At 60.6% G+C, this 24,342-nt stretch carries 24 protein-coding genes and 1 pseudogene; 12 read left to right on the top strand and 13 right to left on the bottom strand.

Going from position 1 to position 24,342, the window contains the following annotated elements:
• Positions 1-12: 12 nt before the first annotated feature.
• Positions 13-699, bottom strand: a pseudogene (locus tag AC07OT_RS03040) (PAS domain-containing protein); the annotation flags it as partial.
• A 131-nt stretch (positions 700-830) separates the two neighbouring features.
• Positions 831-1,685 (bottom strand): AraC family transcriptional regulator, encoded by an 855-nt coding sequence (locus AC07OT_RS03035; RefSeq protein WP_495107424.1) that lies wholly within the window; start codon positions 1,683-1,685, stop codon positions 831-833.
• A gap of 117 nt (positions 1,686-1,802) precedes the next feature.
• Between AC07OT_RS03035 and AC07OT_RS03030 the strand changes: the two genes are divergently transcribed.
• The 8 genes from AC07OT_RS03030 to AC07OT_RS02995 all read left to right on the top strand — a co-directional run bounded on the left by AC07OT_RS03030 (position 1,803) and on the right by AC07OT_RS02995 (position 8,401).
• Complete coding sequence (locus AC07OT_RS03030) at positions 1,803-1,991, top strand: DUF1656 domain-containing protein (RefSeq protein WP_495107423.1); 189 nt, start codon at positions 1,803-1,805, stop codon at positions 1,989-1,991.
• Positions 1,992-2,001: 10 nt separating this feature from the next.
• The gene (locus AC07OT_RS03025) at positions 2,002-2,910 is read left to right on the top strand and encodes an efflux RND transporter periplasmic adaptor subunit (RefSeq protein WP_495107422.1); all 909 of its coding nucleotides are present in this window, start codon (positions 2,002-2,004) and stop codon (positions 2,908-2,910) included.
• Positions 2,910-4,865 (top strand): FUSC family protein, encoded by a 1,956-nt coding sequence (locus AC07OT_RS03020; protein ID WP_495107421.1) that lies wholly within the window; start codon positions 2,910-2,912, stop codon positions 4,863-4,865. Before AC07OT_RS03025 ends, AC07OT_RS03020 begins: the two co-directional genes overlap by 1 nt.
• Positions 4,862-5,059, top strand: coding sequence for a hypothetical protein (locus AC07OT_RS03015; RefSeq protein WP_495107420.1), 198 nt, complete (start codon positions 4,862-4,864; stop codon positions 5,057-5,059). The genes AC07OT_RS03020 and AC07OT_RS03015 overlap by 4 nt, the downstream gene beginning before the upstream one ends.
• A 170-nt stretch (positions 5,060-5,229) precedes the next feature.
• On the top strand, positions 5,230-5,607 hold the full coding sequence (locus AC07OT_RS03010) for a nuclear transport factor 2 family protein (protein WP_495107419.1): 378 nt from the start codon (positions 5,230-5,232) through the stop codon (positions 5,605-5,607).
• A gap of 87 nt (positions 5,608-5,694) precedes the next feature.
• Positions 5,695-6,627, top strand: coding sequence for an NAD(P)-dependent alcohol dehydrogenase (locus AC07OT_RS03005; RefSeq protein ID WP_495107418.1), 933 nt, complete (start codon positions 5,695-5,697; stop codon positions 6,625-6,627).
• 2 nt (positions 6,628-6,629) lie between these two features.
• Positions 6,630-7,337 (top strand): helix-turn-helix transcriptional regulator, encoded by a 708-nt coding sequence (locus AC07OT_RS03000; protein ID WP_495107417.1) that lies wholly within the window; start codon positions 6,630-6,632, stop codon positions 7,335-7,337.
• Between the two features lie 581 nt (positions 7,338-7,918).
• Positions 7,919-8,401 (top strand): DUF2867 domain-containing protein, encoded by a 483-nt coding sequence (locus tag AC07OT_RS02995; RefSeq protein WP_495107416.1) that lies wholly within the window; start codon positions 7,919-7,921, stop codon positions 8,399-8,401.
• Between the two features lie 44 nt (positions 8,402-8,445).
• Here the strand turns inward: AC07OT_RS02995 and AC07OT_RS02990 are convergent, their stop codons facing one another.
• The gene (locus AC07OT_RS02990; protein WP_495107415.1) at positions 8,446-9,375 is read right to left on the bottom strand and encodes a LysR family transcriptional regulator; all 930 of its coding nucleotides are present in this window, start codon (positions 9,373-9,375) and stop codon (positions 8,446-8,448) included.
• A gap of 137 nt (positions 9,376-9,512) precedes the next feature.
• On the opposite strand from AC07OT_RS02990, the gene AC07OT_RS02985 reads away from it, so the two are divergent.
• Together AC07OT_RS02985 and AC07OT_RS02980 are read left to right on the top strand one after the other, a co-directional pair.
• Complete coding sequence (locus tag AC07OT_RS02985) at positions 9,513-9,905, top strand: RidA family protein (protein WP_065941717.1); 393 nt, start codon at positions 9,513-9,515, stop codon at positions 9,903-9,905.
• Positions 9,906-10,003: 98 nt separating this feature from the next.
• Entirely contained in the window at positions 10,004-10,873 is an 870-nt protein-coding gene (locus AC07OT_RS02980; RefSeq protein WP_141157612.1) for an AraC family transcriptional regulator, read from the top strand.
• Between the two features lie 44 nt (positions 10,874-10,917).
• Here AC07OT_RS02980 and AC07OT_RS02975 read toward each other — a convergent pair whose 3' ends face one another.
• From AC07OT_RS02975 to AC07OT_RS02950, 6 genes are all read right to left on the bottom strand, one after another.
• Positions 10,918-11,811 (bottom strand): LysR family transcriptional regulator, encoded by an 894-nt coding sequence (locus AC07OT_RS02975; RefSeq protein ID WP_495101526.1) that lies wholly within the window; start codon positions 11,809-11,811, stop codon positions 10,918-10,920.
• A 42-nt stretch (positions 11,812-11,853) separates the two neighbouring features.
• Positions 11,854-12,879: an alpha/beta hydrolase gene (locus AC07OT_RS02970; protein WP_495107522.1), complete on the bottom strand. Its 1,026-nt coding sequence runs from the start codon at positions 12,877-12,879 to the stop codon at positions 11,854-11,856.
• 77 nt (positions 12,880-12,956) lie between these two features.
• Positions 12,957-14,027, bottom strand: a complete 1,071-nt coding sequence (locus tag AC07OT_RS02965; protein WP_495107414.1) for an alpha/beta hydrolase — start codon at positions 14,025-14,027, stop codon at positions 12,957-12,959.
• Between the two features lies 1 nt (position 14,028).
• Positions 14,029-15,123, bottom strand: coding sequence for a (R)-mandelonitrile lyase (locus tag AC07OT_RS02960; RefSeq protein WP_495107521.1), 1,095 nt, complete (start codon positions 15,121-15,123; stop codon positions 14,029-14,031).
• Between the two features lie 89 nt (positions 15,124-15,212).
• Complete coding sequence (locus AC07OT_RS02955; protein ID WP_495107413.1) at positions 15,213-16,202, bottom strand: aldo/keto reductase; 990 nt, start codon at positions 16,200-16,202, stop codon at positions 15,213-15,215.
• Positions 16,203-16,361: 159 nt separating this feature from the next.
• A complete protein-coding gene (locus AC07OT_RS02950) occupies positions 16,362-16,718 on the bottom strand; it encodes a VOC family protein (RefSeq protein ID WP_098479378.1) in 357 nt (118 codons plus the stop codon).
• A 103-nt stretch (positions 16,719-16,821) separates the two neighbouring features.
• Between AC07OT_RS02950 and AC07OT_RS02945 the strand changes: the two genes are divergently transcribed.
• Positions 16,822-17,565 carry a class I SAM-dependent DNA methyltransferase gene (locus tag AC07OT_RS02945; protein WP_495107412.1) on the top strand — a complete coding sequence of 248 codons (744 nt, stop codon included), beginning with the start codon at positions 16,822-16,824 and terminating at the stop codon, positions 17,563-17,565.
• A gap of 39 nt (positions 17,566-17,604) precedes the next feature.
• Here AC07OT_RS02945 and AC07OT_RS02940 read toward each other — a convergent pair whose 3' ends face one another.
• The 4 genes from AC07OT_RS02940 to AC07OT_RS02925 form a co-directional block, all read right to left on the bottom strand.
• Positions 17,605-18,330 (bottom strand): hypothetical protein, encoded by a 726-nt coding sequence (locus AC07OT_RS02940; protein WP_495107411.1) that lies wholly within the window; start codon positions 18,328-18,330, stop codon positions 17,605-17,607.
• A 252-nt stretch (positions 18,331-18,582) separates the two neighbouring features.
• On the bottom strand, positions 18,583-19,275 hold the full coding sequence (locus tag AC07OT_RS02935; RefSeq protein WP_495107520.1) for a methyl-accepting chemotaxis protein: 693 nt from the start codon (positions 19,273-19,275) through the stop codon (positions 18,583-18,585).
• Positions 19,276-20,326: 1,051 nt separating this feature from the next.
• On the bottom strand, positions 20,327-22,489 hold the full coding sequence (locus tag AC07OT_RS02930) for a TonB-dependent siderophore receptor (RefSeq protein WP_495107410.1): 2,163 nt from the start codon (positions 22,487-22,489) through the stop codon (positions 20,327-20,329).
• A 186-nt stretch (positions 22,490-22,675) separates the two neighbouring features.
• Positions 22,676-23,167, bottom strand: coding sequence for an Lrp/AsnC family transcriptional regulator (locus AC07OT_RS02925; RefSeq protein ID WP_495107409.1), 492 nt, complete (start codon positions 23,165-23,167; stop codon positions 22,676-22,678).
• A gap of 121 nt (positions 23,168-23,288) precedes the next feature.
• Between AC07OT_RS02925 and AC07OT_RS02920 the strand changes: the two genes are divergently transcribed.
• On the top strand, positions 23,289-24,323 hold the full coding sequence (locus tag AC07OT_RS02920; RefSeq protein ID WP_495107408.1) for a histone deacetylase family protein: 1,035 nt from the start codon (positions 23,289-23,291) through the stop codon (positions 24,321-24,323).
• Positions 24,324-24,342 lie beyond the last annotated feature (19 nt).

Here is a 24,342-nt window from a genome sequence, read left to right as displayed (position 1 = left end):
TTCCTGTTCCCGGGCAACCTGGTCGGAGACCACCGTGGCGAACTTGACCACCTTGCACAGTGTGCCTTCAGTGTCATACACCGGGTTGTAGGTTGCCTCCAGCCACACGGTCTGGCCGCGACTGTCAACGCGTTCAAATCGGCCGGCTACAAACTCGCCCCTGTTCAGGGTTGCCCAGAAATCCTTGTAGTGCTGCGACGAGGTTTCCTCTGGTCTGCAGAAAATCCGGTGGTGGCTGCCTTTGGCTTGTTCCAGGCTGTAGCCCATGGCGTGCAGGAACTGTTCATTGGCGGTGATGACATGCCCGGAGAGGTCGAACTCGATCACCGCCGTCGAGCGCAGCAACGCCTGGATGAAAGAGGTGTTTTCCGAGGCTTTTTCTACCCGGGCGGTAATGTTCGTTGCATAGCAGGTGACATGACTCAACTGGCCGCTCGCATCCGTGATCGGCTGCCAATGTGCATGCAGCCATATCAATGAGCCGTCGGCATGCAGGTAGCGGTAATCGTCGGTAATGGACTTGCCAGCGGCTACCGCCGCTCGAAAATTATGAAAGCAGGGCAGCTTGGAGACGTACTGCGGGACGATCTCGGCCATGGCACGGCCTCGAAGTTGCTCCGGGGTGTAGCCCAACGACTTGGCAAAGTTGTCGTTGCATGCGGTGATCTTGAATGTCGAGTCGATGCTCAACGTCAGCATTTCACGGTTCAGGCCATCGCGCAGTTGGCGCAGTTCCAACAGCTCGGCTGCCTGGGCGTGAAGCTGGTTCTTGGCTTTTGTATTGAACATGGGAAACCGCCTCCTTGGGTTACATCCAGCCTATCGGCACGTCATTCTGCAAATTTAGACCGTTCGACGGGTAAAGCTTCATCAGCCAACCGGGATCCCCGCTGATGTGTTGCGGTCCGCCGCATGTACCGCGCCGGCGGCGAGCCCAGTGTCTTGCGAAACATGCTGATGAACGAACTGACCGACTCGTACCCGAGGGCTTCGGCGGTGCGTTGCACGGATTCGCCCTCGGCCAGGCTCTGCAAGGCCACGATGATTTGCCATTGCTTGCGCCATTGGCCAAAGGTTAGCCCAGTTTCGCTTTTAACCAAGCGCGCCAGGGAACGCTCGCTCATGGCGACCTGGCGTGCCCATTGGGCCATGGTGCAGCGATTTGACGGGTCCTGGGCCAACCCCCGTGCGATGAAACGCAGCTGCGTTGTGGCCGGAAGCGGCAGGTACAGCTGTTCCGAGGGGGCCAGTTCCAACTGTTCGAGGAGCACACTCGCCACGCGTGCATTGGCAGACGCCGGCGGATAGTCCTGGGCTTGGGCGCTCAGGTGCAGGATCAATTCCAGGACCAGCGGTGACAGCACCAGCGTGCAGCATGTGTGCGGTAGCGCGGCCGCACCGGGCTCGACGAACAGATAGCCGATCATGCCGTTGGCGGTCACCCGGTTGCTGTGGGCAATACCGCCCGGAATCCATACGCCGAACCCCGACGGCACCATCCACACGCCATCCTCTACGGTGCACACGATGCCGCCGTGATACGCCACTACCAGTTGGCCTTTGCGGTGCGTATGGACGGGGAACTCGGTGTCGTTTCCCTGGCTCCCCAGCATCAACGCCACTGCGGGCTGGTCGAAACTGTCCAGTTCGAATTGATCAACCCCGTAGAGACGTGTCTCGTCCATGTCGCGCCACCTCGATTGTCTGAATTTGATTATATCTTGGCAGCATACTCAATATCGGCACGGCCTTGCAGTCCCTACCATCGTCAGCAAGGCCTTTGCCGACTGCGAGATTCAACGATGCTGAGCGAAATCACGATTGCCCACCTCTACCTGCCGCCTTTCTTGCTCTACCTGAGCGTTACCGCCGTGGTTTACGCACTGCTGGAACGGATCGTGCGGCCCTGGCTGGACTGGGCCTGGCACCCGAGCATGGCGCGTTTCTGCATGTCGTTGATCGTTCTCTCGATCCTTGTGCTGAAGTTTTGAGGCGCGGGCGATGACGATCAAACACCTGCTCAAGACCCTCGTCACCCTGATGCTCGGCTTGACCGCGCTGTTGTTGTGTACGCAGCTGTGGCGCGCCTATGAGTTGGCCCCCTGGACACGGGACGGGCGGGTCAGCGCGCAAGTCATCCGTATTGCCCCCGAAGTGTCCGGCCAGGTTGAACAACTGCTGGTCGAGGACAACCAGTGGGTCGCCAAGGGCGCGTTGCTGTACCAGATCGACCGCAGCGCCTATCTGCTGGCCCGGCAACAGCGAACGGCCGAGCTTGCCGAGGCGCGCAGCGTGCTCGAACAGCGCCGCTCACAGCTCAGCCGTCGCCAGCAACTCGGCGATGCCATTGCGCGGGAGGAGACCGACAATGCGGCCCGGGACCTGGCGGTGGCCAGGGCGCGGGTGGACGCGGCCCAGAGCCAGTTGGACCACGCGCAGCTGGATCTGCAGCGCACGACGGTTCGTTCACCGGTCGACGGATATGTGACCCAGCTGCGTTTGCAGCCGGGTGACTACGCGGCGGCGGGCGATACCAATATCTTTGTGGTCGACAGCCATAGCTTCTGGGTCACCGCTTACTTCGAGGAGACCAAGCTGCCCGGTGTTCGCGTGGGGGCCGCGGCGTCCATCAAGCTCATGGGCTTTGCACCGCTGCTTGAAGGGCATGTGGCGAGTCTCGGCAGAGGCATTGCCGACGGCAACGAGTTGCGCAGTAACAGCGGCTTGCCCCAGGTGGCTCCGACGTTCAGCTGGATACGCCTGGCCCAGCGTGTGCCGGTTCGGATTGAGCTGGACAAGGTGCCACCGGGCGTGGAGCTGGCGGCGGGAATGACCGCGAGTATCGAAGTCGCCGAGGCGGGGGCCGACCCCCATTGGCGGCTTACCCAGTGGCTGCAGGATTTCATGTGATGGCCCGCGCACTGCGAATGCTCGGGGCATGGTCGCCCGAGACCTCGGGGTATGTGCTGCGCAGTCTTGCGGCGGCCACATTGGCCCTGTGGCTGGGCTTCCAATTGGACCTGGAGGCGCCGTTCTCGGCGGCTTCGACCGTGTTGCTGCTGATCCATCCGCTGCAGGGCGCGGTGGTCGGCAAGGGCTTCAATCGCGTACTGGGAACCTTGGTGGGGTTGCTCGCCGCCCTGGCCCTGACCGGCCTGTTCGCGCAAAAAATGCTGCTGTTCATCCTCGGGGTCGGGGTGTGGCTCGGCCTTTGTGTCGGAGCCATGACCGTGCTTCGGCACTACCAGGCCACGGCGGCAGTGGTCGCAGGCTATACGGTTTGCCTTGCCCTGGGCCCGGCCATTGTCGCCCCGCAGCAAGGTTTCGAGCATATCGTGGCGCGGGGCACAGCCGTGGTTCTCGGGGTGTTGAGCCTGAGTCTGGTAGCGACGTTGTTCAGCCGCAAGACCGTCGAGTCCAAACTGAACAAGGCACTTGAGGACATCGCCGCCCGTACCTTGGGATTGCTGGCCTTGCGAATTGAGGGCGAGCAGGGCGCGCAACTGGCTAGTGTGCAGGGCCAGCTCGCCATCGATGTGGGTAAGGTGGACGAGCTTCTCGGGATCGGCCGAGGCGAGTCGCGCCTGATCCGTTCCAGGCTCGCGACCCTGCAGGCAGGGCTTGCGTATGTGCACGGGGTGATCCTGGACGAGTCACCGCTCAACCACGGTGGCTTGCCTTCCCTCGTTCGAATGGGCGCGCAACTGCAACAGCTGGCCGACGCAAAGCCGGGTTTTTCCGTGGCAGCCGAGCATGTCCGGGAGATGCAGCACCGCCTCGCCCAGGCCCATGAAAACCGTCAAAGCCAGCAGTGCTTGAGTGAACAATTGGCAGACCTGTCCAGCGCCTTGCTGAGCTTTGCCTGCCTTGAGCGCGCGCCCCGGACGCCGGCCCGCGCCGTGGGTTTCCACCGCCATTACGGCGCCGCGCTGCGTAACGGTCTACGCGCCCTGGTGGCCACGCTTGCAACCGCTGCGGTCTGGTACCTGAGCGCCTGGGACCAGGGGCCAACCTTGCTGGCAGTGTTGGGCCCGTGCTGCACCTTGCTGGCCACCAGCCCGGCGCCCGCTCAAGGCATCGGCCGCTTCTTCGAGGGGACGCTCTACGGCATCGTAACGGCAGCGGCGTGCAAGTTCCTGGTGTTGCCGCACATCAGCGGGTTCGCGTTGCTCAGCATCGTGCTGATTGCCTTCTGGACCGTCGGCATTCATGCCACCACCCGGCCGCGCCACGCCTTGCAGGGCATTGCCTACCTGATCGCGTTCAACACCCTCGTCGGCACCGGCGGCACGGCCCAGTACGACTTAACGGACTTCGCCAATCAAGCGCTCGCCTGGCTGGTAGCGCTTGCCATCTGCCTGCTGGCCTTCCAGCTACTGCCGGGGCAATCCGCCCGCCATGTACACGTCCTGACCCAGGCGCTGCACAGGGACACCCGGCGCTTACTCCGGCACGGACGCCGCATGGACCTGCTCAAGTGGCAGGCCCGGCAACAGCACCGCTTGGTCGCCTTGCAGACCCTCTTGGGCGCAGGTCACCAACCGGCGGCCCGGGCCGGCTCTGTGTCCCTTCAATTGAGTCGCCGGCTGCTGACTTTGCAACGCCAGACACGGGAGCTGGAACCTGACTCGGCAATCGCCACGTGTGCGCAAAGGGGCGAGCGGCGTATTTCACGGTATGCCTCCACTCCCGCGATCAGCGCGGCTCAGGCACGTCGGACGTCGAGATCATTGACCCGGCTGGGGGCTCACGCTCTGGCGGCGGGCTACCAGGAGTTAGCCGGGCTGCTCGACACCTATTCAAGCATTACCAACGCGGATATCCGCATCCATTCCAGTTCAAACAACCAAGGTGAGATGAAATGAAGCAACTCCTTATCTGGACGCTTTTCGGCATGATCGCGTCGACGCCATGGGCCGTGCAGGCATCGGACGGGGCTGAGGCGCTGGCGCGCTGGCAGCAGCAATTCAAGCAGGAGCAAAAACAGCAGGCTGAACGTACGCGGGGGGATCAGGGCTCGAGGTCCAAGGCCGCAATGATCGGGAAAGGGAAAGCCTGATCGAGTAAGAGCGCTCCCAGGCTGGTCGTTATCGTGAATTCACTCAACCGGGATTCGAAATCGGTGTCGAGGTGAGCCTTCCTGTATCGGCCGGGTTGACCCACACAATGCTGACAGAATCTGTCACTACGGCGGGATACATTGGCGTCCCACTCAACAGGAAGCCAATCATGAACACCACCAACGGTAACGCCCTTGATATCGCGCGTGTTTACGTTGATGCAATCGCCAGGAAAGATGTCGAGACCATTCTTTCGATCTCGGCCGAAGAGGTTGTCTGTACCTCACCGATCGGCCAGACGAAAGGGCTTGAGCGGTTTCGCGCATTCCACGACGGCTTTGCCCGCATGATCACCGGTTTTACGCTGCTCGCCGTCTATGGTGATGACGACCAGGCCGTCGTGGTCTATGACGCGCAAACTCATCCGGTGCCGCACTCGGTGATTGCCGAGCTGATCAAGGTCAAGGACGGCAAGCTTGCAGGCACCCATGTGATTTACGACGCCACGCCGTTTGCCAGCTATATGTCCACGGTGCGGCCTCACTGATACTTCCTGGCTATTGCTGCCGTGCCTCCAGCGCGGCGGCGCCAACGCTGACAGGAAACAGGTGGGCCACATTCAAGCGAGTGTTTTATGAAACGTATTCAGTATCACGCGTATGGCGGCCCGGAAACGATGCAACTCGAACACTTCGAGTTGCTGGCGCCCGGAAAAGGACAGGTCGCGGTCAAGGTCAAGTGTGCGTCCATCAACCCCATTGATTGGAAGGTACGTAACGGCCACCTGAAGTGGGTGACGGGGAAGTCTTTCCCCCGCGCAATGGGAAGCGATTTCTCCGGCACCGTAATCGGTGTCGGCCCAGGTGTAACGCGTTTCAAGGCCGGTGATGCGGTGTTCGGGCTTGCAAGGCTCAAGGAAAGTGGCGCATTTGGCAGTGCCGTGGTGACCAACGAAACCTTCCTTGCCAAAAAGCCGGACGCCATTCCCTTCGAGGACGCCGCATGCCTCGGAACGCCAGGTGTCACCGCCTGGAATGGTCTCGTAGACAAAGCGCGGGTAGGGCCCGGCGCGCATGTATTCATCAATGGCTGCACAGGGGCCGTGGGGGCGCTGAGCGTGCAGCTCGCACATATGCTGGGTGCTGTGGTGTCGGGTAGTTGCAGCTCAATGGCAATGGCGAGGGCGCGAGCGACAGGCATGCAGTCCTTATTCGACTATCGTGCAACCGACCTGTCCAGGATCGACCAGCGCTTCGACGTTGTCTACGATACCGCCGGAACCATGTCGACCGCAGTCGGGCTTGCACTATTGCGCAAAAACGGCGTTTTTCTGGATATCAACCCGACGCCAGGTCAGTTGATCCGTTCTATCCTCAATCGAAGACTGAAGCCCATTGTGTGCACCCCACGATCCGACATCCTTGAAGGCCTTGCCCAGGCGGCGAAAGAGGGGAAAGTTGGACTGCCGGTTGCACGGGTGGTTTCACTGTCTGACGCAGCCGGCTTGATCGCTGAGCTTGAAGCCGGCCTCAAGCTCAACGGCAAAGGCCTCGTTGTTATGGATTGAACATGTCACGCAGCCATCGATTGATTGAGCTTATGCAGGTACTTCGTCGCCACCGTGGGGTGGTGTCTGGTTCAGAACTTGCGCGTGAAGCGGGTGTTTCTCTACGCACTATCTACCGTGACATAGCGACACTCCAGGAGATGGGGGCTGACATTGAGGGCGAAGCCGGAGTGGGTTATGTCCTGCGTCCCGGTTTTCTCTTGCCGCCCATGTCCTTCACCGAGGAGGAAATTCATGCGCTCGCGGCAGGCGCCCAGTGGGTCAGCCGCCAGACGGACGAGGCCCTTGCGCGTGCCGCCCAGAACGCATTAGCCAAGATTGGCGCCGTGCTGCCGCCCTCCATGCAAAACGCACTGGACGATGATGCGTTTTATATCGGGCACCAAAACAAGGATGCAGTTGAACTGGACCTGCACATTGTTCGCCAAGCCATGGGTGAACAACGCAAGATGCGCATCCTGTACGCAGCCGAGGCCGGTGCGCCATCAGAACGAACGATTTGGCCAATCATGTTGGGCTTCGTGGAGTCACGACGCTTTATCGCCGCCTGGTGTGAGCTGCGCGAAGATTTTCGTTTATTCCGCATAGACCGCATCGTCAAGGTAGAGGTCTTGCGCGATTGCTACTCGCGCAACCGTCGCGGGCTCGTCAAGCAGTGGCGAAGCCAGAGGGCATCAGCCCGTTCTGCATCGGAGAAAAACAACCCTTGACTGGGTATCCGGTACTGACTCGAACCGTCACGCTGAATGCCTCTTGGGCCGGTGGTGCCGAGGCAGAGGTGCGGGAGGCTGGACGATGCACGGGCTGTTTTCTCCAGGCCTTTGAGCAACACCATGAGTCAAGTGAAACTGCCGTTCAACAACTGTCCCGGGACGATCAAGGCAAGGACGCTGGAGTCACGGTGTACCAGCCCGACGGCGTTTTGGCACACACCTGCGGTCTCAGCGGTGTTTCAACGGTGGTGTCGGCCTGGGTGGAGAGCTGGCGGACGGTAATCACGCAGCCGGCCTTGAACGTGCTGAGCGAACGTCGGTCTTGGTGGTGGCGCAGCCGATCAGCGTCAAGCTGACGGTCAGGGGAAACAGTAAACGCATGGGTAACCTTCAGATCCTGTGAGGGTTGGAGGCAGCAACCATACTATGGCGGGGATATGTTCGCCCACTTGCGATACACGGGGAAGGGACAGGGAGGGGACGTTCATGGCGGCTGTACATTGACGTAACATAGCCGCATAGCACTCAGCCTCGGATGTTATCGGGAATGAAAATTGGCCCACTGGACGGGATGAAAATTGCCTATCACATCACCAGCTCACACGTTGCGTGCACTGTCGGAGCTCGATTACTACCACATTAGGTCGGTTCAGCTCCCCGTTGGAATCACCATGCTTGACGCGTGGAACATCACAACGGCTGAGCCGGGGCTGGCCATGCGGCTGGCTTTCCGAATAAGGGACGCAATTTCTTCGTTATTCGGTGTGAAGCGAATCGGCGGGTTCTCCGGCGTTGCGCGAAAAACGGTACACGCAGGCGAACACCTGGATTTCTTTCTAGTGGAGCATAGCGCCTCCGATATCCTGGTTCTTACCGAGCGTGACAGGCATCTGGATGTCATGATCTGCCTTTCGATAACAGATCGTGTGCTCACCATCACATCATCGGTCGTCACGCATAACCTCTATGGACGCATCTACATGTTACCGGTAGGGCTCGCCCATAAAGTGATCGTCAGTAGTCATCTGCGCCGATTGAAGAGAAGCCTTGAAAGGCAGTAGAGGTTGCTTGTTCCGGTCGATCAGCGAACCCATACACGCGTCCATCAGCACCCATCCTGTCGCCCACTGACAGGCGCATGCACGGCCAGCAACTCAGCCACCCATTCGATAAACACGCGCAGCTTCAGGCTGATATGCCGGTTTGGCGGAAAGGCCACGTAAAGCGGCATCGGATCAAGGTGCCAGTCCTTGAACAAGGGTACTAATTCGCCCCGGTCCTCGAAGGCTTTTGACATGTAGCTGGGCAACCACAGCACGCCAAGGCCCGCCAGGCCGGCGGCGAGGTAGGCATTGCCATCATCGACCGCCAGGGCGTAGCGGCCCTTGATCTGGAGACTTTCCTGGTGCTTGCGCATGGCATAGGGCAAGGGTTTGCCGGTGCGTGCCCACAGGAAACCGACGATACGATGGTTGGCGTCTTCCAGTTCCCGTGGGTGGGCGGGCGTACCTACGCGTGCCAGGTAGCTCGGCGCGGCAAACACGCCGAGCGCCAGGTCGCCTACCCGCCGGGCCATCAGGGATTGGTCGGTGAGTTCACCGCCGCGCACGACGCAATCGACGTTCTCATCGATCATGTCGACGATACGGTCGCTGACGCCCATGTCGATCTGGATGTCCGGGTAGCGCGCGTAAAACCCAGGCAACGCGGGGACGAGGATCATGCTGGCCAGCGGGCTCGGCACATCCACGCGCAGGCGGCCCCTGGGCAGGGTTGCCGCACTGGACAGGCTGGTCTCGGCGTCGTCCATGTCGGCCAGCAGTTGCAGCACGCGTTCGTAGTACACGGCGCCGTCGGCCGTGACGTTGACTTTGCGCGTGGTGCGGTTAAGCAATTTGACCCGCAGGCGTGCCTCCAACTGCTGCACCAGTTGCGTCACGGTGGTCTTGCTCATGTGCAGGGTCTCCGCGGCCTTGGTGAAGCTGCCGGCTTCCACCACGCGAGCAAATGCCTGCATTGCATCAAAACGGTCCATGACGGCCTCGGCGATCGATTGTTTGGGTTTCACAAACAGTGCTGGCCAATGTTGCTGGTTTATCGTCCTGGCACAAGCCCCTAGAGTCTGCCCATCGTTAATTGCGGGTCAATCTCGACCCTTTGATGGAGGTTTCCATGACGCAGCGTAATGTGGTTTTTCCGCCTGGACGCCAGGCGCTGTATGAGCGCAATCGCTATTCACCGGCCATCAAGTCCAATGGCTTTTTATTCGTGTCGGGGCAGGTCGGCAGCCATGCAGACGGCTCGCCCGAGCCCGATCTGGAGGATCAGGTCCGCCTGGCGTTCAACAACCTGAATGCGATCCTGGGGTCTGCCGGCTGCACCTTTGACGATGTGATCGACGTGACGGTGTTTATCGTCGATCCCGAATCCAGGTTCGAGACGATCTGGAAGGTGGTGCCGGAGTTCTGGGGCGAGGCGCCGCACCCGACGCTGACTGGCGTGGGGGTTACGTGGCTGTATGGGTACCAGTTCGAGATCAAGGTGATTGCCAGGCTTCCTTTGTGAATCCGTGCTGGCACATCCACCTCAGCAAGCACGGCTAGGCGCAGGCTGTCGGTATAGTTGATCCTATCGTCCAACGCCTATCCCGGAGCTTGCAACCCGTGTCTGACTTGCCAGGAAACGCCGCCTACACACAGCGCTTCGACGCCGTACTCGCTTATATCGACGCGAATCTTGAAGGTGACTTGTCGGTGAAGACGCTGAGCGAGGTGGCGCATTTTTCGGTGTTTCACTTCCATCGGCAATTCACCGCGTTCGTGGGCATGCCGGTTGCGCGCTATGTGCAACTGATGCGCCTGCGCCGCGCGGCACATGACTTGTCTTCCCGCGCTGATTATTCGGTGCTGGAGGCGGCGCTGGGGGCCGGCTTCGAAAGTCCTGAAGCCTTTGCCAGGGCGTTCAGGCGAGCGTTCGGCATGGCGCCGAGCACATTCCGGAAACGACCGGATTGGCAGCTCTGGCGCGGGGTATTCAGCGTCCCTTACTTTTCCAGGAGCATCATTATGCAGGTACGAATTGTGGAGTTTCCTGCGGTCAAGGTGGCCGCATTCGAGCACCGCGGGGCCCCAGGGCGCGTGAATGAAAGCGTGCAGACATTCATTGCGTGGCGCATGCACAGCGGGCAGTCGCCGGTGGCTTCAAGTCGCAGCTTCGGTATTCCTTTCGACAACCCTGATACGACCCCGGCCGACGAGTTCCGGTTTGCCATTTGCGGCGAGATTCACCAGGCGCTGGCCGCGAATGAGTTCGGCGTCACTGAACGCGTCATCCCCGGCGGGCGCTGTGTGGTGGTGCGTCACGTGGGTTCGCCGGATCACATCGCAGAGTCGATCTATCCGATCTACCGCGACTGGCTGCCTGGCAGCGGCGAGGAGCTTCGGGACCAGCCGTTGTTTTTCGAATACCTGAGCATTTTCCCCGAGACACCGCAGGATCAATGGCAGACCGATATTTATGTGCCGTTGCAGTAGCGGCGCTTTACCGCCGCCAAGCATCGCGGCGGATGCCATGGGGCTCAAGCCGTATAGCGCAGCGCATCGATCACCACCCCCAACGCCGACGATTGCTCACGGCGGTTAGGATAGTAAAGGTGGTAACCCGCAAAGGGTTGGCACCAGTCCTCCAGCACCCGCACCAGGCTGCCGTCGGCCACCTCGTTCAACACCATGTCTTCCGGCAGGAACGCCAACCCGCAGCCTGCAATTGCGGCACGCAGGATGGGCAAACTGCTGTTGAAGGTCCATTGGCCTTCGACCCGGGCCTTGAGTTCATGACCGTCTTTTTCAAAGTCCCATTGCAGCAGGTTGCCGTGGGTGGGCAGGCGCAGGTTGATGCAGTTGTGCTCGGCCAGGTCGCGGGGCACTGTCGGCGTGGGCCGTTGCCTGAAATACGTCGCGGCGCCCACGACCGCCATGCGTAACGCGGGCCCGATCGGTACGGCAATCATGTCCTTGGCCACTTGATCGCCCAGGCGCACGCCGGCGTCGTAGCGCTGCGCGACGATGTCGGAAAGCGCGTAGTCAACGGTGATTTCGACGTTGACATCCGGATAGTCGGGCAGCACCTTCAGCAACTTCGGCCACAGGATATTGTTCGCCGCATGTTCGGAGGCGGAGATCCGCACGGTGCCCGCCGGGGTGTCGCGAAACGCGCTGACCGCCGTCAATTCCAGCTCGATTTCCTCGAAGCGCGGTGCCATGGTCAGGTACAACCGCTGGCCCGCCGCGGTGGGCGATACGCTGCGGGTGGTGCGGGTCAGCAGGCGCACGCCTAGGCGTGCTTCCAGCGCGCGCATGGTGTGGCTGAGGGCCGACTGTGAAACACCCAACTGTGCGGCGGCGCGGGTGAAACTGCCTTCGCGGGCGATGACCACGAAGGCTTGCAGGTCGTTGAGATTGGCGCGGGACATTAATGAGTGCCTCTCATGCGGAGGGCATGATTATGCGCGCGATCACAGGGTTCTCCCATAGAACGAGGTTAACTTGCCAAGTGCTGCGTCGACGTACGTGGGCACCCAGTAGGTCTCGATGTGGGTGGCGCCGTCGATGATGAACATCTCCTTGTCCGTGGTGCCGGTAGCCTTGGGGAACGCATCCTGGGTCATATAAAGGCTGTCGGCCTGGCTGCCGGCGATCATCAGCAACGGTTGATGGATCAGCTCGATCCGGTCGGTCGCGTCAAAGCGCATCAGGTCCAGCAGGCTGCTGGTGGTGTATCTGAAGGTCGAGTTCGGATGCGCGTGGGTCTTCCAATAGTACGCATAGCCCTGGCGATACAAGGCGAAGGGCAGCTTGGCGATCTGCTCGTCGGTAAGGTTGGCATCACCGGAATAGAGCACTGCGCCACCGGCCGCTTCCTGGGCGCGCGCGGCAGAAGCTTGTTGCAGGCGTTGCTCGACGCTGTCCAGTTGCGAGTCGTTGTAGCCATTGCGACGGACCCGGCCGGAGTTGAACAGGCTCACGGTCGCTACCGATTTGAAGCGTCTGTCGGTTGCAGCGGCCGCCAACGAATAGCCACCGCCGCCACAGATACCGAGCAGGCCCAGGCGCGTGCTATCGACGCCGGCGAACTGAGCGATGAAATCCGCCATGCCGTGGATGTCCTCGATGCGGTTCGCCGGCTTGTCCACACTGCGCGGCTGCCCGCCACTGGCGCCCTGGTAGGCCGCATCGGCGGCGATGGTGATGTAGCCCTGTGCCGCCAGGCGCTGGGCATACAAACCGGCGACTTGTTCTTTTACCCCGCCGTTGGGGTGCGCGACCACCACCGTCGGATAGGCCTTCCCGGCATCGTAGTGGGCCGGTGTGTAAACGTTGGCCGCGATGTCCAGCCCGTTGAGCTTGTAGGTGACCGGATGAATGTTGACCTGGCCGGGCTGGTTTTGGCTGATGGCCCCGTCGTAAGCCAGGGTGAACGGGTTTTTTTTGTAGTCTGCGGCCGGGGCTTCACCGGCTGAAAGCCCGACCAGTGCGGCCATGAAGGTGTTTTTCAGTATGTTCACATGATGCTCCTGAGTCATTAAAAGCGGCTGCTCGCAAGGGCTGAGCGCGTGGGTCAATCCAGGTGCCTGGTCTTGAGGAACTGCGACACCAGGTCGGCGATCTGCACGTTGTTCAAGTCCGACATGGGGAAGTGGGTATTGCCCTTGATGCCGATTTCCGGCAAGTGGATCAGCGTTACGTCGCCGCCGTGTCGGTTGACGGCATCGCGCCACAGCCGTGCCATTTTCAGGCGCGCGCGCCAGCTGTCCTGGGCCGGCAGGTCAACCGGCTGTTCCGGGATGTTGTCGCCGTAGACGATCAGGATCGGGATCCGCGTGAGCGCTACGAATTGGTCCAGCGGCATCGCTGTGCCTTGCACCGTGTCGAAGGCGCTGGGAATCGGCGCGGGCACTTCACCTTGAGGAAAGATGAAGCTGCTGCCCGGCTCGAACGCAACGATGGCCTTGACCTTGTCGTTCTTGATCGCCGTCAACCAGCCAGGCCCGCCACCTTGCGAGTGGGTGAACAGGAGGCCGGGGCCGATTTTGTCAAACACCGCCGACACACCGTCAGACACCACCTCCATGTCGAACGGCCCGGTATTGGGCGTCATCGCGCGGAAGAACTGTTCACGGGTCTGCGCATCTCGGGCAACCTGCACACCCTCGAAATAGTTGGGCCACAGGCCGATGCGGAATTGGTTGAACCAGAGCTGTTCGTCCGGCGTCGGTTTGAGTGTGCTCTCGACCATGCTGCGACCGGCATTGCCACGGCGCGGCTGGTCGATCAGGTACACACCGAACTGGCGGCGCAGGAAGAGGTTCTGGAAGCCTTCGCGACCGTCGGCGGTAGTTTCCCAGGTCTTGGAAAATTGGCCGGCGCCGTGCCACATGACGATAGGCAGTGGCCGCGCATTCACCGGGATTTGGTAGAAGGTGTAGGCGTGGTCGCCATGGTAGGTCTGGCCGTCAGGGCTCATGGGCGAACGTGGGTTGAAGGTGCCGGGGGCGCTGGCCATCGTGCCGCCGGCGGCGAAGCTGCCTTGTTCCTGGATCATCAAGGCGGCGTTGCCTGCCGGTTGGGTACTACAACCGGCCAGCACACTCAGCAGGGTGAGGCTGAGCAAGTGTTTTCCAGGTGCCATGTCAGCCTTCCTTAGCCGCAAGTGCTTGCGTAAGTGCAGTATTTGCACGTTGCGCCGCGTGGGTATCGTCATACGGTTCCAGCCCCTCGATGACCTGGCGCAGTTGTGCCGCACTCAGCCCCACCCGCAGGCTTGCCAGCATGTGCGAACGCAACTGCGCTTCCACGCCTGGCGTTGCGGCCAGTGCCGCTACGGTGGCCAGCTCACGGCTTTGCCAGTCGAGGTTGTCACGCTCGAAAATGTCGCCGAACAGGTGGGTTTGCAGGAACTGGTTGATGACCGGGGCAAACTCGAACACCGGGCCTTTGACCGGGCCACCGGAGAGGCGGGTTTGATTGGCCGTCCCCACCTTGAGCAGTGCTTCACCGCTTGGAATGGCCCGGCTCGGTGCGCGCCCTGGCGCATCGTGGATGCCACGCTGTCTGCGCGCTTGCAACACCCCCATCAACTCATTCAATGCATTGAGGCTGCGCGGGAAACCGACGTAGGCGTAGAGCTGCACCAGGATTTCCTGGGTCTCGCTGATGGTCAGTCCCGCGTCCAAACCTTGGCTCAGGGCGTTGTTGAGCCTGGGCATGTCGCTGGTTGCCATGGCGGCGGCGATCGGTGGAATCGCCTGTTGCCTGGCCGACAGGGTGTCTGAGGCGGGAAGGGCGCTGGTCACCGCAGGCAATTGCCCTTGGTATTGCGCGTCCGAGACTTGTTCCGCCCAGGTGACCGCCTTGCCGTCCTCGGCTTCGGCGATGGCGATATGGGTCATCGTCGTGGTGGCCGTCGCCCCATGCCAGTGTCGGGTGTGCGGCGGGATCCAGACACTGTCACCGGCACGGATTTCTTCGCGTACGCCGCCGTCTTGCTGCACATAGCCGACGCCTTGGGTGACGATCAGTGTCTGCCCCAGCGGATGGGTATGCCAGGCCGTGCGTGCACCGGGTTCGAAGGTGACGGTACCGCCGCCGGCACGGGCGGGAAGCTCGCCCTTGAACAGGCCGTCGACCCATACCGTGCCGGTGAAGTTTTCTTCAGCTCCCTGGATTGAAGGTTGGGAGCCGGCTGGGGTAGTGCGGATTTCGCGGGCGCAGGTTTCGCCGGCCATAAGGGAAAAGGCAACCAGTGGGGCGATCAGTCGATTCATTGAAAGTGCTCCTCCGTAAGACGCAGTGAGGGGTGAGCGTTGCTCATTCCCTATCGGCCCACGCGGGCCTGGAGGGCCTCGGGGTAGCGGTCACCTTCTATGGGGATTTGCACAAGTGCCGCATCAATCGCCGTGAGTTCGGCGGGTGTAAGCGTGATGCTGGCGCCACCGAGGTTCTCTTCCAGGCGATGCAGTTTGGTGGTACCGGGAATCGGCACGATCCACGGTGCCTGCGCGAGCAGCCAGGCGAGGGCGACCTGCGCCGGTGTGGCCTCTTTACCCTGTGCAATCTCGCGGATCAGCACCACCAGCCCTTGGTTGGCGTGCAGGGCTTGCTGGCTGAAGCGCGGCACGATGCTGCGGAAGTCGTCGCTGCCGAACGTGGTGTCTGCCGCCATCGCACCGGTCAGGAACCCCTTGCCCAAGGGACTGAAGGGCACGAAGCCGATGCCCAGCTCTTTGAGCGTCGGCAGAATCTCGTGCTCAGGCTCGCGCCACCACAGCGAATATTCACTTTGCAGCGCCGTTACCGGCTGCACTGCATGGGCCCGCCGAATGGTTTGTGCGCCGGCTTCCGAGAGGCCGAAGTGCTTGACCTTGCCTTCCCAAATCAACTCCTTGACCACGCCGGCAACCTCTTCGATGGGTACGTCGGGATCAACCCGGTGCTGGTAAAGCAAGTCGATGTAGTCGGTCTTCAACCGGCGCAACGAACCTTCGACGGCGATACGGATGTGCTCCGGACGGCTGTTGAGAATCTGTTGTTTGTTGTCCGATCCGAAGGTGAAGCCGAACTTGGTGGCGATCACCACTTTATGGCGCACCGGTGCCAGTGCTTCGCCGACCACCTGCTCATTAAGGTAAGGGCCGTAGACCTCGGCGGTGTCGAAAAAAGTCACGCCACGGTCAACCGCCGCACGGATCAGCGAAATGGCCTGACGGGTGTCTGTTGCCGGGCCGTAGCCGTGGCTCAGGCCCATGCAGCCCAGGCCCAGGGCGGATACTTCAAGTGAGCTGTTTCCGAGTGTGCGCTTATGCATGTCGATCTCCCCGTGTGATGGTCAGGCCGCACCCAGCAAGGTGGACCGGGTGCGAAACCGCTGGGGAAACAGTAGGCGTGCGCTGGCATGAGCACTAGACGGGTAAATCGGCAAGGGTTTATGAGTGCTGCTCATCAATCCATGGCGGCAGAGGGTAACCTACGGTTGAGCGGTCCACACCGCCAGTTCATAACCATCCGGGTCAATGAAGTGAAACCTGCTGCCACCGGGGAACGAAAAGGTCTCGCGGCTGATCACGGCGCCTGCGGATTTGAGCCGCTGCTGCGTGCCTTCAAGATCATCCGCGTACAGGATCACCAGCGGGCCACCCGGTCGAACGGGCTCTGCGGTAGTGAACCCGCCGGTCAGCCTGCCATCGCTGAACTCGGTGTAGGTGGGGCCGTAGTCGACGAATGTCCAGCCGAACACTGCGCCGTAGAAGGCTTTGCTGCGGGCGATATCGCCCACGTTGAACTCGATATTGTCGATCTGTCGGTCTTGACCGCGAACGCTCATGGTTGCCTCCTTGGCGGATGGTTGAGGGGCGAGTGTAGCGGTTTACACCCGGGACTGGGTTACCATGCCGACGCGAAATTCCCGCCGAACCCTCTGGCCACTTATGTCCTCCAACGCGCTGTACACCGACCTGTCCATCTACTACGACCTGATGTGCGCCGACATCGACTACCGCGCGCAGAGCCACAGCGTGCGTCGCCTGCACCAGTTGTTCGGCAATGACGGGCGCCGCCATCTGGACCTTGCCTGCGGCACCGGGCCCCATGTGCGCCACTTCCTCGACTTCGGCTACCGCAGCACCGGCCTGGACATCAGCCAACCGATGCTGGACCTCGCCCAACTGCGCTGCCCCGAGGCACAGTTCAGCCGCCAGGACATGGCCGGTTTCCAGGTGGACGAACCGCAAGACCTGATCACCTGCTTCCTGTACTCGACCCACTACAACCCCGGGCTCGCCCAACTGCGCGCCTGCCTCGCCAGCGTGCACGACGCACTCGCCGACAACGGCGTGTTCTGCTTCAACGCGGTGGACAAACTGCATATCGACAACCGCTTGCTGGTACGCCATAGCGTGGAGTTTGAAGGCAGTCATTTCACCTTCGGCTCCGGCTGGCATTACCGCGGAGAAGGGGAGCAGCAGGCACTGCGCCTGAGTATCGAGAAGACCACGGCGGGGGTGACCCAGGCCTGGCAGGATGAGCACACCATGGTGGCGCTGAGTTTCACGGAGTTGCAGAGGCTGTTACAGCCGTATTTTGAGGTGCAGGTGTTCGAGCATGACTATGAGCGGATCACGCCCTGGGCGGGCGTGACCGGCAATGCGTTGTTTGTGTGTGTGAAGCGTTAAAAGCCTAGCTACGGCGATGAAACCATCTGAATGAGGTGTTCAGATTGAAAACCACCACACTACAAATTTGTTGGGTCTGTCCACCGTAAGCGCTTTTACTTTTAGATCTTTGGCCGCCTCATCCCAGTAAATGACTGAGTATTCGTATGCAAATACAGTTCCGTCCGAAAGGGTTGTATGTAAAGTTTTGTCCAAGGAAACACTCGCTTTAACTTCTGCTTGCTCCTCGGCTGGCACTTTAGGGATGGTTATGGTACCGGCTATGTCTGCGTCGACCTTGATTTTAGCTGTTCTATCGTTGTTATAAACAATTGCCACGCCCGTGATGATTACTTGTGTTTCGTGCTCGTTTTTTAAAGAGGCCAGTGTTTCAGCATTCTCAGGGCTATTTATTTTTTTTATAAGTCCGTAAGTGTCAATATTTCTGTAAATTAAATAAGTGCCGGTCAAGTAGTTGTCAGTTTCAATTTTTATTTCGGTTTTTCCCGCTTTTTTTGCTGAGGCCTTAGCGTTAAGCGCCGCTTTTCTTGCTTCTTCGGAGTACAGAGACGTTGATAAAACCAAGGGGAAATCCGTAATGACTAAACGAGATTTTGGGTCGAATTTATTCTTGCTTTGAGTGTTTATTACCCCAACAGAGTAAATGGGAGCAGAAAATGCCTCAGTTGTACGCCAGTAAGCACCATTGACGTTCAAATAGGGGTTTTGTGTCGAACATCCTGCCAGCAAAGCAAACCACATCAAGGTTATGATTTTTATGTTCATCGCTGCTCCCTGTTTTTTATTTTTTGCTGCGGATTCGAAGAGTTTGATTGCAGCCAGAGTGTAGAGTGAGCAGGGCATTCAGCAAGTAATGCGTGTAAAAAATCTGAGGGCCGGATTTGCCCTCTACGAGCTGAGCGGTCTGCTTAGCCTGCTACCGGATTTTCTAAAAAACACCTGAGGTTGGTTGCCGCGTTCAAGTGAACGAACGCGGCAATGTGGACATATAAAACGCTTGGGTAATTTGCTGCGACCCTATTGATGAAACCGCCTCCCCAACGCATCCAACCGCACCGCAATCGGCGGCAGCTGCTCGCTGCTCCTGGCCAGCATCTCCACGTCGTCAGCGGTGTTTTGCGCAATGCTCTGCACCGATTGCAAGCGCCCGACAATCGCCTGATTCGCCGAGGTCTGTTCGCGTGTGGTGGAGACAATCCGCCCATTCAGCGCATCGATCTGGGTAATGTCATTGCCCACCGCTCGCAGCATTTCCACTGCCAGCTGACTGTCCTCCACACACCGTTCCACGCCCTGGCGGCTGTCGTGCATGGCTTCCACGGCCTGGCGGCTGCCTTGCTGCAGGCCTTCGATGATGGTTTTGATTTCCTGGGTGGAGACGGCGGTGCGTTGCGCCAGGCTGCGCACTTCGTCGGCGACGACGGCGAAGCCGCGGCCTTGTTCGCCGGCGCGGGCGGCTTCGATGGCGGCGTTGAGGGCGAGGAGGTTGGTCTGGTTGGCGATGCTGCTGATGACTTCGAGTACCGAGCCGATTTGTTCGGCCTGGACCGCCAGGCCTTGGACCGTGTGGTGGGTGCCTTCCAGGCGTGTGGCCAGTTGGGTGATTTCGTGTTGGGCGCGGCCGACGCTTTCCTGGCCACGCAGGATTTGTTGGCTGGCGACGCCCGCGTGTTCAACCGCTTCTTCGACGTGCACCGTAATGTGGCCCATGGCGTCTTCCATGCGCTGCATGGAGTCGGTCATTTGCGCGATTTCGGCCAGTTGGTGGCGAGCGCCTTTTTCCAGGGTACCGCTGGCGTGGGCCAGTTCCTGGCCGAGTTGGCCGAGTCCGTGGGAGTCGCGGGCGACGCCGTCGATGAGGTGGGTGATTTGTTGCAGGAAATGGTCAAAGCGCTTGGCAAGGGAGACGTGCACCTTGCCTTCACCTTTGGCGCTTTCCACGGTGAATTGGGTGGTGACGGCGAGCATTTTTTCCAGCATTTCCCCGCTTTCCACCGCCTCGGCCTGGCTGTTCACCGCGAGGTAGAGTAGGGCGATGGTTTCCATCACGACGTAGAAGGCGTGGACAAACACCATGGTCCAACCGCCGTGATGCGCCATCACGAACACCGGGAAGCCTTGATGCTGCAACGCATGGAACACCACGTGGTGCACGGCAATCGTCAGGGCGGCCACCAGGATCGGCAGCCAGTCTCGATAGAACGTCAGCACCGCCAGCAGCGCGAAAATCCCGAAGTGTGCTTCGATCACACCCTGGGCCTGGTTGATGTGCAGCGCCGCCATGACCATCAAGCCCGCGCCCAGTGCGCAACGCATCACCCGTGTGCCGCCGATGGCGCGGTAGAGCGCGGTGAGCACCGTGCTGGTGCCTCCTCCCACGACAATCGCCTGGGTCAGGGTGTCGTGCCAGAACGCAAGCCCGACGGAGAACAGCGTCATCAGCCAGATCAATGCCAGCATGATGCGGTCGGCCTTGCGGTAGTGCTCCAGGAAACGTGCGCGTGCGGGCATTCACTCTTACTCCATGTGGTCTGGCAAGGATCAAAGCATGCGGCGTGCCACTACGGCCCGCGGGTACAGAGCAAAGCCGGTATCAGGCACTTTGCAGGTGCAGGGAAGCAAAAAGCTTATCGGCATTGGGGGAGGGGACTTTAAGCGCGAACGCGTTCGGAGGGGGCAGAACACATTCCTGGTGGCAAGCGGGTCAATGTGGGAGGGGGCAAGCCTTCTCCCACATTAGGATCCCCTTTTGCCAGGTGGATCAGAAGCTGTACTTGGCCGTCAGCATCATGTTGCGTGGGGTGCCGTAGGCGTCGCCGCCATAGCTCACGGAGTTGGCGATGCTGGAGTAATAGCGGCGGTCGAAGATGTTGTTGGCGTTGAGCTGCAGGTCGAGGTGGTCGTTGACCTTGTAGCCGGCCATCAGGTCGGTGACGGCGTAGGCCCCCTGTTGGAGGCGGTAGGTGCTGCCGTCAGCCAGCTTGACGTCGTTGTACAGGCGGCTTTGCCAGGAGATGTTGCCGCCCACGCGCAGTTTCTCCAGGGGGCCCTGGAAGTTGTAGCGAGTGGTCAGCTTGAACAGGTGCTCCGGAACGTCCGTGTCGTACTGCTTGTTGACCTTCTGCGGGTTGGCTTCATCCTTGATGGTGTGGGTACGCGCGTAGGTGTAGCCACCGCCGACCTGCCAGTTCTCGGTCAGCGCGCCTTGCAGTTCGAAGTCGATCCCCTGGCTGCGAATCTCGCCCGAGGCCTCATAGCACTCCGTCTGTGGGCAGTTTTGCACGGTCACCTGGGTGGCGCGGTTTTCCTGGTCGACACGGAACAGCGCCACGCTCGCATTCAGCGCGCCACCCAGGTATTCGCCCTTGATGCCGACCTCGTAGTTCTTGCCGACAATCGGCTTGACCGGAGTGCCGGAGGTGTCCTTGGCGCTCTGCGGCGTAAAGATGTCGCTGTAGCTGACGTACACCGAGTGATGATCGTCCAGCTCATAGATCAGCCCCGCATAGCGGGTGAGGTTGCGGGTGACGTGATAGTCGCCGTCGTTGCTGCCGTGGGCATCGTAGTCATACCAGTCCAGGCGCCCGCCGAGTATCAGCTTCAACGGGTCCGCCAGGCTCAGGCGCGTGGTCACGTAGACACCGTCCTGGGTGGTGACTTCACGGTCGTTGGTGGTGTGGACGAAGTCCGGTTTGCCCGCGGTGAGGGGCCAGTTGGTGTTGTAGGGGCTGTAGTTGTGGGTGGTCATGTCGTAGATGCGTCGGCTGGCGCCCACCACCAGTTCATGGGTGCGCCCGAATGCCTGGAACGGGCCGCTGGCAAAGGCGTCGACACCGGCCTGGTTTTCATCGTAGGCGGCCTGGTAGACCGTGCGCGCCAGGGTGTTGTTGACCCAGCGCGACTGGTAGGAACCGGAAAACAACGCGTTCTGTTCGGCGTAGTTGGCGTTGACCTGAAGCTTCCAGTCATTGGCCAGGCGCTGGCGCAGTTCGGCGAAGACCGTGTTGATTTCCTGGTCCTTGTTCTCCCAGTCGGTACCGGGATTGTAGGAGCGTGGCAGGTCCAGGTGATGGCCGTCCTGGCCGATCATCGACGAGCCCCAGAAGTAGTTAGTCTTGTCCTTCTGGTTCGAGAAGCCGAGGGTCAGTGTGGTGTCTTCGCTCAGGTCGGCCTCGGTGACGGCATAGAACAGGCCGTGATAGGACTCGGCGTTGTCGATGAAGCTGTTGGCGTCGCGGTAGGAGGTGACCACCCGGCCGCGCCAGGTGCCGCTGTCATTGAGCGGGCTGGAGGCGTCGAGCTCGCCACGGTAGTCGTCCCAGCTGCCGGCGGCGCCGGTGAGGGTGACTTTCTGTTCGTCCAGCGGCCGCTTGCGGACCAGGTTGATGGCCGCCGACGGGTTGCCCGCACCTGTCACCAGGCCGGTGGCGCCACGCACGACCTCGACACGGTCGAACATCGCCAGGTTCGGCTGGGCGCCTACGGAAACGCCGTTGTAGCCGCTGGGGATGCCGTCGTACATCAGGTTGTCGATGTCGAAGCCGCGTGAGGTGTAGGACTGCCGGCCCGGGCCGCTGGAATAGTTGAGGAACAACCCAGGCGTGGCATTGACCACGTCGTTGATGCTGGTCATCCCCTGGTCATCCATGCGCTGGCGTGTGATGACGGTGACGGCCTGCGGGGTTTCACGCAGGGTGAGGGGCAGTTTGGTCGCGGTTTTCATCGCGCCGGTGGTGTAGGACTGCGTGCCCTCGGTGGTTTCGCCCAGTTGTTGCTCGCCAGAGATCCGGGTCGCACCCAGTTCCAAGGTGGTTGCCGGCGTTTCTGCGTCGGCGGCGAAGGCCGCGTGCGAGGTGGCGAGGCACACCGCCAAAGCGATCAGACTGGGTGTAAAACCTTTACCGCCGTGTTGTTGCACAGACATGGAACGGACTCTCCCCTAAGTGCCGTCCGTGGCGAATAATAAATCTGTTGATAATTATTCGCATTAGTTTGGCAGATTAAACCTGCCGAAAAAAGCCTTTGGGGAGAATTGGTTAACGAATTTTTCACATCTGCAGGGCAGGCGTTTGGCCATTACCTGCCGTCGGCGAGTGATTTTTTTGCGTGTTCAATCGCGCTTCGGAATCGCCATCCGACTCGTCGCCTTCACCTCGCGCAGCGCCAGGCTCGACTGGATCGACGCAATCCCCAACTGCCGCCGCAGCACGCTTTCCACAAACTCGCTGTAGCTGTCCAGATCCTCCGCCAGCACCTGCAACAGGTAATCCGCATCGCCGGTGATCTTGTGGCACGCCAGGACCTGAGGAAGCTCCTTCATCACCGCCTCGAACGCATCCGGCGCGTGGTCGGTGTGGATCGCAAAACGCACATGCACAAACGCCATGATGTCCAGGCCGAGCAGCTTGCGATCGAGGTTGGCCTGGTAGTCCTTGATCACGCCTTCTTCCTCCAGGCGTTTGCGCCGACGCCAGCAGGGGGTAAGGCTCAGGGCCAGGCGCTCGCTCAGTTGGGCGTTGGAAATACTCGCGTCTTCCTGCAGCAGGGCGAGGATGGCGAGATCGGTGTCGTCCAGAACGACCTGCTTGGTTTTATTTTTCATATTTGGCTGTAACCAGGGTAAAAACACCCGATAAAGCTATCAGTACCAGAAGTAAAAGCAAAGAAAGCCCTACGCAGCCAGAACAAAATAGACCCTGTCTTTTTCTGGCGGATGTATCCAAATGCTGACTGTTTTTAGTGATGACCACCGTTTGCACCACGGCACCGAACTCAAGGACGGCGTGCTCAAGCCCTCGTTCGAACAACCCAGCCGCGCCGACACCGTGCGTGACCGCGTCCGGCACGTCGGGCTGGGCGATATCATCGTGCCGCGCAGCTTCGAGCGCGCCTGCTACGTCAACGCCCACAGCGAGCGCTACGTCAGCTTCCTCGAAACCGCCTGGGCCGAATGGACCGCCATCGGCCGCCGCCATGATGCGCTGCCGCTGGTATGGCCGGTACGCGACCTGGCCAATGAGCAGGTGCCGGACTTCATCGACGGCAAGCTGGGTTTCTTCGCCATGGACGCCGGCTCGCCGATCACCGCCACCACCTGGCAGGCGGTCAAGACCAGCGCGGACATCGCCCTCACCGGTCTGGCGCTGATCGACGAGGGCCATCACAGCGCCTTCGCCCTGTGCCGCCCACCGGGGCACCACGCGGCCCGCGAATACATGGGCGGTTATTGCTACCTCAACAACGCCGCGATTGCCGCGCAACAGGCCATCACCCAAGGTGCCAAGCGCGTGGCGGTACTGGATGTGGATTTCCACCACGGTAACGGTACGCAGAATATTTTCTATGACCGCGCGGATGTGCTGTTCATCTCCCTGCACGGCGACCCGTCGGTGTCCTATCCGTATTTTTCCGGCGCCGACAGCGAACGCGGCGCAGGTGCCGGGGAGGGCTTCAACCTGAACTACCCCTTGCCGAAAAACACCACGTGGGGCCAGTACAAAACCGCGCTGAACCACGCCTGCCAGCAACTCAAACACTTCGCCCCCGAGGTGCTGGTGATCTCCCTCGGCGTCGACACCTTCAAGGACGACCCCATCAGCCACTTCCTCCTCGACAGCCAGGACTTCCTCAGCATGGGCGAGATCATCGCCGGGGTGGGCGTACCGACGCTGTTCGTGATGGAGGGCGGCTACATGGTCGACGAGATCGGCATCAACGCCGTCAACGTCCTGCACGGCTTCGAAAACAAGACTGCCTGACCTAATAACAACACTCGCT

The sequence above is a fragment of the Pseudomonas sp. GW821-FHT09C10 genome (assembly GCF_059418085.1).
The sequence above is the reverse complement of the archived record's forward strand: the minus strand, read 5'-3'. Positions and strand labels throughout refer to the sequence as shown.